A 12,503-nucleotide genomic window follows, 5' to 3' on the forward strand; every position below is an offset into this window, starting at 1 on the left:
AACGACGGGCGCTCCACGGCCTGAGCCGATGGTGGGTCATCGGCGGCTCCGGTCGACGGGACAGGGATAGGCGCGCTCCAGGGCGAAGCGCACGAAGTCGGCGGCCCCGATCCCTTTGCCGGTCGCGGCAAAGCGGGCGTACCGCATGACCGCGTCGACGGCGGCCTTTGGGGTGAGATCGGCCGGCGGACAGACCGTGGCCGGCCGGCGGCCGGGAACTCGGGCCAGCAGCTGGTCCACCGCTCCGGTGACATAGCCCAGGCAAAGCGCCCGTGGACCCTCCGCCTCCGGCCCGTCGGCCGAACAGATCGCCGCGAGCTGGGCGGCGTCCACGAAGCCGGGATGGGTGGGGACCGGCGGCGGCAGGGCGGTCACGACGGTCAAGGCCATCAGCCAGAGCATCGCGCCCTCCCCGTCCGCCCGGAATGGTCTCGCCGCGGCGGCGACAGGACCTTCGACACCGCGCCTAGGCGGGCTTCTTGCGCCCGAGGCCCAGCATGGTGATCACCGCCGCAGCGGCCGACAGGGCGGCGGCGGCCGTGGCGATCGGGTGGGCCTTGGCCTCCTGCAGCGCCTTCTGGGCCAGGTGCTTCGCCTCCGGCGGGGTCTTCTCGGCGAGGGCCTCGGCGGCCTGGCGCAGCGCCTGGGTGGCCTGGGCCACAGCCTTCTCCGCGTCGTCGCTCAGGCCGTCCGCGGCCTGGCGCAGGGTCTTGGCGACATCCTCGAGGGTGTCTTCGAGTTCGTGCTTCACCTTGCGGGTCAGGGATTTCGACATGGGAGGTCTCCAGCTTGGATGCGAACGGGTTCTTGAAAGCGAGACCGTCAGACTGCGGCCTTGGCGGGCGTCGCGCCTTGACCGGCGTCAATCGCCCCGCCGACGGCCACCGACCGCGCCAGCTCCTCGATCATCGCCTCGCGAGCCGCATCGCTCGGCAGGGCTTCGAGCCGCGCGTTGAGGTCGATTATCAGGCGCGCCCGGGCGTTGTGCCAGTCCGGGCGCGCGGCGGCGTCCGCAAGGATGCGAGCTTCGCCGGGCTGGGCGGTGGCCGCGGCCTTGGTCAGGCGGTAGCGATCGTCGAGCGCGGGGATCGCCAGCCGCTCCGCCGGGAATCCGGACTTGGCCAGCGCATCGCGTAGCCCCTCCAGCCCCTCCGGTTCCCCGTGCGCGAGGAATACGGTCCCAGCGACCGGCTGGCGGGCCTTGGCCCAGGCCACGAGGCCGGTCTGGTCGGCGTGGCCCGAGTAGATGTCGAGCGACCGCACGCGGGCCCTTACGGAGATGTCCTCTCCCTGGATGCGCACCGACCTCGCCCCTTCGGCCAGGTAGCGGCCCAGCGTGCCAGTGGCCTGGAAACCGGGCAGCAGGACGGTGGCGTCCTGCCGCCACAGGAGCCGTTTCAGGTGCTTGCGCACCCGTCCGGCGTCGCACATGCCGCTGGCCGCCAGGATGATGTGCCAGCCGCGCAGGCGCTCCAGGCGGTCGCTCTCCCAGGGCTCCCGCAGGAACATCAGTCGGCCGCTGTGCCGGAGATCCTCGAAGGGATTGCGCTCCAGCACCGGGCTCCATCCCCGCTTGCGGAACACCTCGGTCGCCTCGATCGCCAGCGGCGAGTCCAGGAAGATGTCGGCCTCGGGAATCTCGCCTTCGCGCGTGAGGATCTGCAGGTCGGCGAGCAGTTCCTGCGAACGCTCCACGGCGAAGGCCGGGATCAGCAACGGCCCGCCGGCCTTCTGGGCCTCGCGCAGTTCGCGGGCGAGCAGGCGGCGGCGGGAGGCGGGATCGAGCGGCGTCCGGGGCCGGGCGCCGTAGGTCGACTCGATCACCATGTAGTCCACGCCTGTCGGGCCCTGGGGGTCCGGGAGGAAGTCACGCCCGCCGGGACCCAGGTCGCCGGAGAACAACAGCGTCACGGGCCCTTCATCGGTCTCCACCCGCACCTCGATGGAGGCGGAGCCCAGGATGTGGCCGGCTTCCCAGTAGCGGGCGGTGATCCCGGGGGCGACCTGGACCTCGCGGCCCAGCTTGACCGGCCGGAAGAGCTCCAGCGTGCGCTTGGCGTCGCGCACGGTGTAGATTGGCTCGACGGGTTCGCGACCGCGCTGCTGGTTGCGGCGGTTGAGGTGGCGGACTTCGCTCTCCTGGATGTCGCCGGCGTCCGGCAACATCACCGCGCAGAGGTCGCGGGTCCCCGCGGTCGCCAGGATCGGACCCTTGAAGCCCGCGCGCATGAGCTTCGGCAGCAGCCCGGAGTGGTCGATGTGGGCATGGGTCAGCAGGACCGCGTCGATCTCGGCCGCGTTGAACGGGAAGCGTTCGTAGTTCAGCGCCTTCAGGGTCTTCGAGCCCTGGAACATGCCGCAGTCGATGAGCACGCTGGCCTTGTCCGTGGTCAGGCGGGCGCAGAAGCCGGTGACGCAGCCGGCGGCGCCGTGGAACGTGAGATCGAAGGCCATCGCGGAATCCGTCTGCCAAGGTGCGAACGGATCCTCGCCTCAGCTCGTCACGGCCGCCGTGAGCGAGATCAAATGGCCGCGCGCCGCCCGGATGCACGGCCGAGGCCCCGCTGAAGCTTCGGTGGCGGACCGTCCTTGGCGTTCTGCGGCGCCAGCAGGCGCTCCAGCCCGGCATAGAAGTACCCGACCTCGACCCCGAGCGCGTGCGCGATGCGCCCGATCATTCCCGCCGACATCCTGTTTGCGGCGGATTCGTACTTCTGGACCTGCTGGAAGCGGACGCCGATCCGGGCCGCGAGTTGCTGCTGGGTCAGGGCAAGGAGTCGGCGGCGGCGGCGCAGCCGCAGACCCAGCTGGCGGTCGATCTCGTCGCACATCGCCAGCGCCTGTCACCCACCCGCCGCGTTCGGCGACCAGGTCCGCGCCCGCGCCTGGCTCAGGCAGCGCCGCAGGGTCTCGGCGTCGTCGAGGGCGCGATCATGAGGATCCGTCACGTCGACCCGGCGCGCGACCTCCGACGGAAGCGCCAGCCTCAGCAGTCCCAGCGCCCGCGGCGGTCCCATGAGCGCGAGCCGCTCGAACTCGCCGCGTGAGGCCGCGAGCGCCAAGCGGGTCGCGATCCGGCGGAAAAAACGAAGGTGGGACTCGTGCTCCGCGCGGTTGTCCAGCCCGTGGTGACGGCGTTCGGCGGCGTTCGCGGACACCGAGCACTCCGGCAACGCTCGCAACGGCCCTCCGCGCACGCGTTCCGAGAACACCCGTGCCTCAACCGCATCCGCGGCCACGATCCAGGTCACGCCGCCTTCGTCCATCTCGCCCTCCAGTTTCCGAATACCGAGTATGGGCGGGCCGACGCCTCCTTCTGTGACGCAGATCAATTCCGGGCCCCTGTCGCCTCCGTGCTGCTACTTAGGGGACGCTCCCAAATGTCCCCGCGAGGCGGCGAGGCTTAGTCAGTGGGTCATCGAAATGGAGCCCGCGATGACCCTGGCCTATCCCCTGACGGATCCCCGCACCGCCCGCCCCACGTCGGCCTTGGCCGATGCGTTCGAGCGCCACGGCGTGCGCATGATCTACGCCCGCAACGAAGAGATCTACGCCCAGGACGACGAGGTGGAACTGCTCTACCGGGTCGTGAAGGGTGTGGTGCGCACCAGCCGGCTGACCGTCGACGGTCGCCGTCAGGTGGGCGACTTCTACTACGCCGGCGACATCTTCGGCCTGGAGCCGGGTCCCGATCACCGCTTCGCCGCGGAAGCCCTGGACGACTGCGAAATCCTGGTGGTCCGCCGCAGCGCCGTGCGCGCCTTCGCCGGCGACGCCGCCCTGGATCGCGCCATCCTTGAGGCCCAGCGCCTGGAGATGGAGCGCCTGCAGGAGCACGTGGTGATGCTCGGCCGCAAGAGCGCCCGCGAGCGGGTCGCCAGCTTCCTGATGTCGATCGCCCAGCGGCAGTCCGACGAACACGCCGACCTCGCCATGGGCCGGCAGGACATGGCCGACTACCTCGGCCTCACCATCGAGACGGTGTCGCGCATGCTCACCCAGCTGCAGGGCGACGCCATCGTCGAATTCCCTTCGTCGCGTCGCTTCCAGGTCCGGAAGTGGACCGCGCTCGAGGCGCTCGCCGCGTAGGGCGGGCCAACACCTGTGCGGCCGCAGGCTTCAAGCCGGCCGCGACCTGGCAATGGAGCCCTCCCATGACCAAGACAATGGAACGGGTCGCGACCGAAGTCGTCGTCCGCCCCGACACCTACAAGACCATCCTCGTCCACGCCGAGCCTGGCATCGCCGCCACCCATCGCGTCGAGGTGGCCGCTCGGTTGGCCCGCGACCTGGATGCGCGCCTGATTGGGCTGGGGGCCGAAACCTACGAACCGATCGTCACCTCCGATCCCTATTCCGGCTACGCCAGCGGCGAGCTGATCGCGATGCTCCAGGAGCAGGTCGCCCGACGCCTGACGGAGGCCGAGACCGCGTTCCGGCGCGACGCGGCCGGCGCCAGCATCGACTGGCGCAGCGTTCAGGACTATCCGAGCCGCGCCCTGGTCCAGGCGGCGCGCACCTGCGACCTGATCGTGGTGAGCCCGAAGGAAAGCGGCGACACGACCCGGGCGACGGACGCCGCGGACGTGGTGATGAGCGCCGGCCGGCCGGTCCTGATCGTGCCCGAGGACCGCCACCATCTGCGCGCCATGGGCGTGGTCGTGGCGTGGAAGGACACCCGGGAATGCCGCCGCGCCCTGGACGACGCCATGCCGCTGCTGCAGCGCGCCGAGGATGTGATCGTGCATGCCGTCTGCAAGGCCGACGAAGCCGACCGGATGGTGTTCGAGGTCGACGACGTGGTCGAGAACCTCAAGCGGCACGGCGTCGAGGCGCGCGGGCTGGTCACCAGCGTGGCCCCCGAAGGCGTCACCCAGGAGATCGAGCGGGTCGCCCAGCTCAACAACGCCGACCTGATCGTCTGCGGCGCCTACGGCCATAGCCGTCTGCGCGAGTGGGCCTTCGGCGGGGTCACCGACGACCTGATGCACCGCCCGACCTGCTTCGTGCTGATGAGCCACTGATCGTCGCCAGGATGCGGGGCCGGCGACGGCCCCGCGCCGCAGGCCGTTCGCCGAGGAGCCCGCCATGCCCGCCTTGAGATCGATCGCCGGCGTCGGCGCGGCGCTTCTGCTGTCGGCGTGCGCCACCTCGACCGCGCCAGCCGGGCCTGACTGGTCGTCGGTCCCGCCTTTGCCGACCCTCGATTCCGTTCAGCAGCGCGGCCACGACCTCGCGGTTCGCCGCTGTTCGGGCTGCCATGCCGTGGGCCTCGACGACGGCGACGCCCGCGACGGGCCGGCCTTCTACAAGCTGGCCCGCCGCTACAACGCCCTGCAGCTCGAGCGCCGCTTCGCCGAGGTGTCGCAGCACGGCTTCGACCGGATGCCGTCCATTCCCTTCACAAGGGGCGAAGCCGAAGACCTGATCGCCTACTTCGACAGCCTTCACGGCAACTGAGCCCGAGGACCCCGCCATGGCCTACTGCGACCTGTTGCTCACGGCCCTGACCTACCCGGACGCGACGCCGGACCGCGCCCTGCGGAGCGGCGTCGCCCTGGCCAAACGGTTGGGCGGCGAGCTCACATTGCTCACCGTGCAGGTAGACATCCCCGAGCTGCACAATCCGCTTGCCAACGCCCTCCTGCGCCTGGACCAGCTCAGCCAGCTCGAGGAGGCGCGCAGCGCGGCGACGGCGCGGCTCGAGGCGGTCTGCGCGCGGATCGCCGCCGCCGACGCCGGGACCCAGATCCGCACCGAGACGGTGACGGCCCGCCTCTACGAGGAAGCCGAGACCATCGCGCGGGCGGCGCGCACCCGAGACGCGACGCTAGTGCCGATCGGCCCTGCGGTGCTGGCCGATCGCGCTCTGGCCGAGACGGTCCTCTTCGGATCCGGGCGTCCAGTGCTGGTCTATCCCGAGGGCCAGGAGATCGCGCCGGCCGATCGGTTCGGCACGGTGGCCATCGCCTGGGACGGTGGGGCCCGCGCCGCGCGCGCCGTGGCCGACGCCCTGCCGATCCTGCGGCGCGCCAGGGACGTGCGGATCTTCATCGCCCTGGGAGACAAGCCGCAGGCGGTGAAGGGCGCGGCGCACGACCTCGTCCGCCATCTGTCGGCCCATGGTGTGAGCGCCTCGGTGGACGAGCGCCTGGCGCACGACGAATCCATCGGCCACCGTCTCGCCGACTATGCCGCCGCTACCCAGCTCGACCTCCTGGTGATGGGCGGCTTCGGCCACGCCCGCGTCCGCGAGTTCGTACTCGGCGGCGCGACCGACGCCATGCTCGAGGCCCCTCCATGTCCCGTGCTGATGTCGCATTGAGCTCGCAGCCGGCGATCCTGCCGCGGATGCGGGCCCGGGCCCGCGGCTTCGGCGCTCCGCTGCAGCTCGCGGTGCTCGTGGTCGCGGGGCTGCTGGTCTGGCGGCTGGCCGACGTCCTGCTGCTGGCCTTCGGCGCGATTCTGGTCGCGGTCCTGCTGAATGCGCTGTCCGAGCCGCTCACCATCCGCCTGCGCTGGCCCCGGCCGCTGGCCCTGGCGCTCGCCGTGGCCGGCCTGACCGTCGCGATCGGCGGCGCCGTATGGCTGTTCGGGCAACAAATCGCCGTCCAGGTCGCCACGCTCGGCGAGCTGGTGCCAAAGGCGTGGAGCGCTCTGCAGGCGCCGCTGTCCACCTCGCCTCTGGGCGCCTATGTCCTGGACGACCTGCAGCGCTTGCGTCACGCGGATGGGCTGGTGGTGCAAACAGCGTCGCGGCTGATCCAGGGGTCGGCGAGCACCGCCGCCGCCACGGTGATCGTGCTGTTCAGCGGCCTCTACCTCGCCTTCCATCCGGCCACCTATCTGCGTGGGGCCCTGCACCTCATCCCGCCCCCGCGCCGGGCGCGGGCCGGCCAGGTTCTGGCCGCCTGCGGCGAGGCCCTGAACCGATGGCTGCTCGGACAGTTGGCCTCCATGTTCCTGGTCGGCGGGTCGGTCGGCCTCGGCCTCTGGTGGGCCGGCGTCCCCTCGCCGCTGGCGCTGGGCGTGCTGGCGGGCCTGGCCCAGTTCGTGCCGGTGGTCGGTCCCTGGGCCGCCACACTTCCCGGACTGATCGTCGCCGCCGCCCAGGGTCCGCAGACCCTGGCCTGGGCGGCGGCCATCTACCTGGGCGCCTCGCAGTTCGAGGCCAATGTCGTGACCCCCCTGCTTCTGCGCCAGATGGTGGAGCTCCCCATGGGGCTGACCCTGTTCGCCGTCCTGGCCATGGGCGTGCTGCTCGGCCCACTGGGCGTGCTCTTCGCCACGCCGCTCGCGGTGGTCGCCTACGTCGTGGTCCGCCACCTGTATGTGGAGGACGTCCTCGGCGACCGCCTCCTCCATCCCCAAGCCTCCGGAGGGGTCGCATGACCGCGACCGACGCCATGGAATTCCGCGCCCTCGTCAACCTGCATCCCGACCGCCGGCGTCCGGCGCTCGCGGCGGGGGTCGGATTGATCCTGCTGGCCGGCGCCGCCATCGCCTTCCCCGCGGAGACGACCCTGTTGGTTGGCGCCGCAGGGGGCTGGCTGTTGTGGCTCGCAGGCGCCCTCATGCTGGGCGGCGCCCTGCTGATGTTCAATGGCTGGCTGCGGTGGCTGGGGGTGGCCGCCTCGCTCGCCGCCGTGGGGCTCGGCGCTTACCTGACCTTCCACCCCACGGCCGGGGCGCTCGCCACGGCCCTGATGCTTGCCGCGGCCCTGGTCATGGACGGCAGCTTCCAGCTCGCTGCGGCCCTGCACTTGCGCCCGCTGGTCGCGTGGCGGTGGCTGCTGGCCTCGGCCATGACCAGCCTGGCGAGCGCCGGATTGCTCGCGGCCGGCCTGCCGGAGCGGTCGCCCCAGGCCATCGCGATCCTGCTGTGCGCCGCCTTCGCCACGAGCGGCGCGGCGCTCGTGGCCACCAGCTTCGCCCGTCCTGCGCCCCGACGCTGACGACGTCTGTCCTACGAATAGGCCGAACCCCGCCTTGCCACAGAGAACCTTCGGACCTACCGCTACGGCCATGCCATTGGCCCCAACCTTGAGTAGCGGCGCGCCCGCCCGGTTCGGGTGGCTTGCCGGCTATGCCATCGCCATCGCGGCCACGCTGGCCTGCGCGGCGCTTCGGCTTCTTTTCGATCCTTACTTCCACGACGACCTCGTGTTCCTGCTGTTCGTCCCGGCCCTGCTCGCGAGCGGGGCGCTCGGGGGCGTGGGCCCTACGCTGTTCGCGGGCGCCCTCTCGATCGCCCTGAGCCTCGCCTTCATCGGCTTCCCGACCACGTACGACCCGGAGCTGTTCGTGCGCGGCGGCGTCTTCGTCGCCCTGACGATCGCGATCGGCTTTGTGGGCTCGCGGATGCTGCGCGACACCCGCGAGATCCGTCGGTTCGTCGCCGACCTCCAGGCCCGCGAGGCCCACCTGCAGTCGATCCTCGACACGGTGCCGGACGCCATGATCGTCATCGACGAGCGTGGGGTCATGCAGTCGTTCTCCAGCGCGGCGGAGCGTCAGTTCGGCTGGACCGCGGCGGAGGTCATTGGCCGCAACGTCAGCATGCTCATGCCGGACCCCTACCGCACCCAGCACGACGCCTACCTGCTCCGCTATCTGACCACCGGCGAGCGACGGATCATCGGCATCGGCCGCGTCGTCGTCGGCGAGCGGAAGGACGGCTCGACCTTCCCGATGGAGCTCTCGGTGGGCGAGATGCGCTCCGGCGAGCAACGCTATTTCACCGGCTTCGTGCGTGACCTCAGCGAACGGCAGCAGGCCGAGCGCCGGCTGCAGGACGTCCAGAGCGAGCTTGTCCACGTAGGCCGCCTCACCGCGCTGGGCGAAATGGCCTCCGCCCTCGCCCACGAGCTCAACCAGCCGCTGACAGCGGCCGCCAATTTCATGAAGGGATGCCTCGTGCTCCTGAAGCGCGAGCCGACCGACAAGGCGCGCCTCGAGGACATGATCAGCCAGGGCGCCGACCAGGCGCTCCGAGCCGGCCAGATCATCCGCCGGCTCCGCGACTTCGTCTCGAAGGGCGAGGCCGATCGGAGCATCGAGAGCCTGCCGCAACTCCTCGAGGAAGCCGGCGCGCTGGCCATGGTGGGCGCCAAGGAGAAGAGCGTGCGCCTGCGCTATTCGATCGACCCGCGCGTGAGCCTCGTCCTGGCGGACAAGGTGCAGATCCAGCAGGTCGCGCTCAACCTGATCCGCAACGCGGTGGAGGCCATGGACGAGGCTCCGCGCCGGGACCTGGTGGTGGGCGCCGTGCCGGCGGCCGACGACATGGTCGAGGTATATGTGAGTGACACGGGCCACGGCCTCAGTCCGAAAGTGGCGGAACAGCTATTCCAGCCCTTCATGACCACCAAGGCGCAGGGTATGGGAATCGGGTTGTCGATCTCGCGAACCATCATCGAGGCGCACGGCGGCCGGATCTGGGTCGAGTCCAACGCCGACGGCGGGGCGACTTTCCGCTTCACGCTGCCGGCGGTCCGAGAGGAGGAATTGACGGATCATGAGTGAGCCCACCGTCCATCTGATCGACGACGACGAGCCGGTGCGGGTCTCGTTGGGCTTCGTCCTGGAGATGGCCGACCTGCCGGCGAAGACCTACGCCTCGGCGCAGGAGTTCCTCGCCGTCGCCGAAGGCCTCACCGAAGGCTGCATCATCACCGACGTACGGATGCCGGAGATGAGCGGCCTGGAATTGATCCGGCGCCTGCGGGAGCGGGGCGTGACCCTGCCCGTGATCGTCATTACCGGTCACGGCGACGTGCCCCTGGCGGTAGAGGCGATGCGCGCGGGGGTCGTCGACTTCATCGAGAAGCCCTTCGACGATGAGGTCCTGCTTCGCGCCGTGCGCTCGGCCCTCGACGCCCAGGTCCGTACGGACGAGCAGAACATCGAGCGGCAACGTTTCGAACAGATGCTCTCGACCTTGTCCGGCCGCGAGAAGGACGTCCTGCGCGGGGTCGTCGCCGGCAAGATGAACAAGGTGATCGCCTACGAGCTCGGGATCAGCCCGCGCACCGTGGAAGTCTACCGCGCCAACGTCATGAACAAGACCCAGGCGAACGGGCTCTCGGAGCTGGTCCGCATCGCCCTCCTCGCCGGTTTCTGAACGGCGTTGCGCGAGATCAAGGCGCGGACCCCAGGGCCGTGCGACGCTTGCGTCATGGATCAGCGCCTCCCCAGCCGGCCTCCCGTGGTGTTCGTCGTCGACGATGACGCCGCGGTTCGACGCGCGCTGGAGTTCGCCCTCGACCTTGAGGGCTTCGCGGTCGAGACCTTCGACTCCGGCGAGGCCCTGTTGCTGCGCCTCCCCCCGGAAGGACCCGGCTGTCTGGTGCTGGACGAGCGCCTGCCCGGCGTCTCCGGGCTCGCCACCCTGCGCCAGCTACGCGACCGTCAGGTCGACATGCCCGCCATCCTGGTGACCAGTCACCCCAACGCCCCGCTGCGCGAAGCCGCGGCCCGCGCCGGAACTCCGATCCTGGAGAAACCCCTGCTAGGGGAAACCCTGGTCGCCGCCATCCACCGGCTGCTCGAGCCGAACACCCGGCCGGGCGCCTAGCGCCCGCCCTTAAGACGGAATCAATCGGAGGGGCAAGAAGCCACCATCTCGTTGATTCTTAGCTGGATCCGGGCTGTCAGACCGCCTTCTGCATCGGCGGATTGCGCCTTAGCGCGCGGTGAGATCCGCGATCAGGGTCCCGCGGCTCGCGGCCAGTCCCATGCGCAGGCTGCGGCCGATCATCCGGGACTTCTCGATGAAGAGCTCCGCGGCCGCCGGCGGGCAGATGTCGCGGGCAGTGCGCTCGAAGAGGTCCAGCCAGAGCGCGAAGTGCTCGTCCAGCACACCCGGCGCCTGCGCGTGGGCGGCCATGGGCGAGCCCTTGAAACGACCGGTCATCAGCAGGACCGAGGACCAGAAGTCGCAGAGCTTGGCGAGGTGCTCGTCCCAGTCCTCTACGGCGGCCTCGAAGACCGGCCCCAGCGCCGGGTCCTTTCGCACGCGGCCATAGAACGCATGGACCTGGCGGGCGATCAACGCCTCATCGACCCCGGCGGCGACGCCGGGGCCGATGCGCAGTTTCGGGGTTTCGGCGTCGCTCACGCCGCGTCGCGCCAGTGGGGCTGGAGCTGTTCATGCGGCCATACCGCGGGGATCTTCACCGGCTCGACAAGGCCGGCCAGCTCGTTGGCGAAGCCATGGTTGACGTCGCGATGGTGGGCCTCGTCGGCGCGGACCACCTCGACCACGTCGCGGAGCGTCGCATCCATGGGCAGGTTCCAGTAGCGGATCGCCAGGGTCGGCGCGGGCACGTTGGGCGAGCGGCCTTCGTCGATCTCGGCCAGGTAGTGAGTGTAGCTGATCACCGCCTCTTCCTCGAAATAGCCGACCACCCGGTGCGCCGTCTTCGGCGAGATCAGGTAGAGGCCGAAGAAGAACAGGTAGAAGACCCACTGGGCGGCGACGACCACGAAGCGCTCGAACGCCGTCGGCTTGGCGACCTCGATGAAGGTCATCAGGTGCATGCGCTCGTTCTCGGCCTCGTCCATCAGGGTCTTGATCCAGCCCTTGTCGTCGCACATCCGGCGCAGGCACTTCAGGTGGTTCAAGGTCGCGCCCACCATCCCAGGCACGGCGGCCACCGTCTCCAGCACGACGGCCCGGTGGCCGTAACGCCTGGCGAAGAAGGTGTCGGCGCAGAACCGCAAGGCCTTGACGAAGCCGAAGGCCACCCGGTCCGAGAGACCGCGGGGCTGGTAGTGGACAGAGAGGTCGGCAGACGGGCCGGACATGGCGAGAAGCCTTTCAAACTGTGCGGGAAAGATCCCGCGCTGACCCGGTCTGAATAGCCAATCGTCCGCCGCGGCTACATTCGGGAGCGTCCCCTAAGTAGCGATCCGGATGGGCGAGCCCTCGGTCAGGCCGCGACGTCCAGCCTGTTCAGCTTGCACAGGCTCCACAGTCGGCCCAGCGCGTCGGTGAGTTCATCCATCATGCCGTCGGTGTGTCCGGGGGACGGGGTGAAGCGCAGGCGTTCGGTGCCGCGGGGCACGGTGGGGTAGTTGATGGGCTGGACGTAGATGCCGTGGTCTTCCAGCAGGATGTCGGAGATCAGCTTGCAGTGGACGGCGTCGCCCACCAGCACCGGCACGATGTGGCTGACGCTGGGCATTACCGGCAGCCCGGCCTTGGTCAGGCGCTGCTTCAGGGCCGCGGCGCGCTCCTGGTGGGCCACGCGGATCTCGTTGTGGGCCTTCAGGTAGCGGATCGAGGCCACCGCGCCGGCCGCCAGGGCCGGCGGCAGCGAGGTGGTGAAGATGAAGCCGTCGGCGTAGCTGCGGATCGCGTCGCAGATCACCGCGTCGGCCGCGATGTAGCCGCCCATGACGCCGAACGCCTTGCCGAGCGTGCCCTCGACGATGTCGATCTGGTCCATGACCCCGTCACGCTCGGCCACGCCGGCCCCGCGGGGGCCGTACATGCCCAC

General features: G+C 70.3%; 17 protein-coding genes. 9 read left to right on the top strand and 8 right to left on the bottom strand.

Features of this window, described 5'->3' with window-relative positions:
* Positions 1-36 precede the first annotated feature (36 nt).
* The 5 genes from EPO51_RS12960 to EPO51_RS12980 all read right to left on the bottom strand — a co-directional run bounded on the left by EPO51_RS12960 (position 37) and on the right by EPO51_RS12980 (position 3,266).
* Positions 37-402 (bottom strand): Rap1a/Tai family immunity protein, encoded by a 366-nt coding sequence (locus tag EPO51_RS12960; RefSeq protein ID WP_293351103.1) that lies wholly within the window; start codon positions 400-402, stop codon positions 37-39.
* Between the two features lie 64 nt (positions 403-466).
* Positions 467-775, bottom strand: coding sequence for a hypothetical protein (locus EPO51_RS12965; RefSeq protein ID WP_293351105.1), 309 nt, complete (start codon positions 773-775; stop codon positions 467-469).
* 47 nt (positions 776-822) lie between these two features.
* The gene (locus tag EPO51_RS12970; protein ID WP_293351106.1) at positions 823-2,454 is read right to left on the bottom strand and encodes an MBL fold metallo-hydrolase; all 1,632 of its coding nucleotides are present in this window, start codon (positions 2,452-2,454) and stop codon (positions 823-825) included.
* 68 nt (positions 2,455-2,522) lie between these two features.
* Positions 2,523-2,831: a helix-turn-helix domain-containing protein gene (locus EPO51_RS12975; protein WP_293351107.1), complete on the bottom strand. Its 309-nt coding sequence runs from the start codon at positions 2,829-2,831 to the stop codon at positions 2,523-2,525.
* Positions 2,832-2,843: 12 nt separating this feature from the next.
* Positions 2,844-3,266 (bottom strand): host attachment protein, encoded by a 423-nt coding sequence (locus EPO51_RS12980; protein ID WP_293351108.1) that lies wholly within the window; start codon positions 3,264-3,266, stop codon positions 2,844-2,846.
* A 169-nt stretch (positions 3,267-3,435) separates the two neighbouring features.
* On the opposite strand from EPO51_RS12980, the gene EPO51_RS12985 reads away from it, so the two are divergent.
* The 9 genes from EPO51_RS12985 (at position 3,436) to EPO51_RS13025 (ending at position 10,576) form a co-directional block, all read left to right on the top strand.
* Positions 3,436-4,089 carry a helix-turn-helix domain-containing protein gene (locus tag EPO51_RS12985; protein WP_293351109.1) on the top strand — a complete coding sequence of 218 codons (654 nt, stop codon included), beginning with the start codon at positions 3,436-3,438 and terminating at the stop codon, positions 4,087-4,089.
* 65 nt (positions 4,090-4,154) lie between these two features.
* The gene (locus EPO51_RS12990) at positions 4,155-5,024 is read left to right on the top strand and encodes a universal stress protein (RefSeq protein ID WP_293351111.1); all 870 of its coding nucleotides are present in this window, start codon (positions 4,155-4,157) and stop codon (positions 5,022-5,024) included.
* A 64-nt stretch (positions 5,025-5,088) separates the two neighbouring features.
* On the top strand, positions 5,089-5,460 hold the full coding sequence (locus EPO51_RS12995; RefSeq protein WP_293351113.1) for a cytochrome c family protein: 372 nt from the start codon (positions 5,089-5,091) through the stop codon (positions 5,458-5,460).
* A gap of 16 nt (positions 5,461-5,476) precedes the next feature.
* The gene (locus EPO51_RS13000) at positions 5,477-6,325 is read left to right on the top strand and encodes a universal stress protein (protein WP_293351114.1); all 849 of its coding nucleotides are present in this window, start codon (positions 5,477-5,479) and stop codon (positions 6,323-6,325) included.
* On the top strand, positions 6,301-7,392 hold the full coding sequence (locus EPO51_RS13005) for an AI-2E family transporter (protein WP_293351115.1): 1,092 nt from the start codon (positions 6,301-6,303) through the stop codon (positions 7,390-7,392). The genes EPO51_RS13000 and EPO51_RS13005 overlap by 25 nt, the downstream gene beginning before the upstream one ends.
* Positions 7,389-7,955 carry a DUF308 domain-containing protein gene (locus EPO51_RS13010; RefSeq protein ID WP_293351117.1) on the top strand — a complete coding sequence of 189 codons (567 nt, stop codon included), beginning with the start codon at positions 7,389-7,391 and terminating at the stop codon, positions 7,953-7,955. Before EPO51_RS13005 ends, EPO51_RS13010 begins: the two co-directional genes overlap by 4 nt.
* 88 nt (positions 7,956-8,043) lie before the next feature.
* Entirely contained in the window at positions 8,044-9,525 is a 1,482-nt protein-coding gene (locus tag EPO51_RS13015) for a PAS domain S-box protein (RefSeq protein WP_293351119.1), read from the top strand.
* Entirely contained in the window at positions 9,518-10,123 is a 606-nt protein-coding gene (gene fixJ, locus EPO51_RS13020) for a response regulator FixJ (protein ID WP_293351121.1), read from the top strand. The genes EPO51_RS13015 and fixJ overlap by 8 nt, the downstream gene beginning before the upstream one ends.
* 54 nt (positions 10,124-10,177) lie before the next feature.
* The gene (locus tag EPO51_RS13025; RefSeq protein ID WP_293351123.1) at positions 10,178-10,576 is read left to right on the top strand and encodes a response regulator transcription factor; all 399 of its coding nucleotides are present in this window, start codon (positions 10,178-10,180) and stop codon (positions 10,574-10,576) included.
* 108 nt (positions 10,577-10,684) lie between these two features.
* On the opposite strand, the gene EPO51_RS13030 is transcribed toward EPO51_RS13025, so the two are convergent.
* The 3 genes from EPO51_RS13030 to EPO51_RS13040 form a co-directional block, all read right to left on the bottom strand.
* On the bottom strand, positions 10,685-11,119 hold the full coding sequence (locus tag EPO51_RS13030) for a group III truncated hemoglobin (RefSeq protein ID WP_293351124.1): 435 nt from the start codon (positions 11,117-11,119) through the stop codon (positions 10,685-10,687).
* Complete coding sequence (locus tag EPO51_RS13035; RefSeq protein WP_293351125.1) at positions 11,116-11,808, bottom strand: alternative oxidase; 693 nt, start codon at positions 11,806-11,808, stop codon at positions 11,116-11,118. The genes EPO51_RS13030 and EPO51_RS13035 overlap by 4 nt, the downstream gene beginning before the upstream one ends.
* Positions 11,809-11,933: 125 nt before the next feature.
* A partial coding sequence (locus EPO51_RS13040) for an aminotransferase class I/II-fold pyridoxal phosphate-dependent enzyme (protein WP_293351126.1) occupies positions 11,934-12,503 on the bottom strand: 570 nt, incomplete at its 5' end.

Origin of the sequence: Phenylobacterium sp. (assembly GCF_004297125.1) — a bacterium.
In the GTDB taxonomy this organism is placed as follows: domain Bacteria; phylum Pseudomonadota; class Alphaproteobacteria; order Caulobacterales; family Caulobacteraceae; genus Phenylobacterium.

Coding starts and splice junctions, on each gene's coding strand:
- EPO51_RS12960 (WP_293351103.1), bottom strand. CDS start 402: ATGCTCTGGCTGATGGCCTTGACCGTCGTGACCGCCCTGCCGCCGCCG.
- EPO51_RS12965 (WP_293351105.1), bottom strand. CDS start 775: ATGTCGAAATCCCTGACCCGCAAGGTGAAGCACGAACTCGAAGACACC.
- EPO51_RS12970 (WP_293351106.1), bottom strand. CDS start 2,454: ATGGCCTTCGATCTCACGTTCCACGGCGCCGCCGGCTGCGTCACCGGC.
- EPO51_RS12975 (WP_293351107.1), bottom strand. CDS start 2,831: ATGTGCGACGAGATCGACCGCCAGCTGGGTCTGCGGCTGCGCCGCCGC.
- EPO51_RS12980 (WP_293351108.1), bottom strand. CDS start 3,266: ATGGACGAAGGCGGCGTGACCTGGATCGTGGCCGCGGATGCGGTTGAG.
- EPO51_RS12985 (WP_293351109.1), top strand. CDS start 3,436: ATGACCCTGGCCTATCCCCTGACGGATCCCCGCACCGCCCGCCCCACG.
- EPO51_RS12990 (WP_293351111.1), top strand. CDS start 4,155: ATGACCAAGACAATGGAACGGGTCGCGACCGAAGTCGTCGTCCGCCCC.
- EPO51_RS12995 (WP_293351113.1), top strand. CDS start 5,089: ATGCCCGCCTTGAGATCGATCGCCGGCGTCGGCGCGGCGCTTCTGCTG.
- EPO51_RS13000 (WP_293351114.1), top strand. CDS start 5,477: ATGGCCTACTGCGACCTGTTGCTCACGGCCCTGACCTACCCGGACGCG.
- EPO51_RS13005 (WP_293351115.1), top strand. CDS start 6,301: ATGTCCCGTGCTGATGTCGCATTGAGCTCGCAGCCGGCGATCCTGCCG.
- EPO51_RS13010 (WP_293351117.1), top strand. CDS start 7,389: ATGACCGCGACCGACGCCATGGAATTCCGCGCCCTCGTCAACCTGCAT.
- fixJ (WP_293351121.1), top strand. CDS start 9,518: ATGAGTGAGCCCACCGTCCATCTGATCGACGACGACGAGCCGGTGCGG.
- EPO51_RS13025 (WP_293351123.1), top strand. CDS start 10,178: ATGGATCAGCGCCTCCCCAGCCGGCCTCCCGTGGTGTTCGTCGTCGAC.
- EPO51_RS13035 (WP_293351125.1), bottom strand. CDS start 11,808: ATGTCCGGCCCGTCTGCCGACCTCTCTGTCCACTACCAGCCCCGCGGT.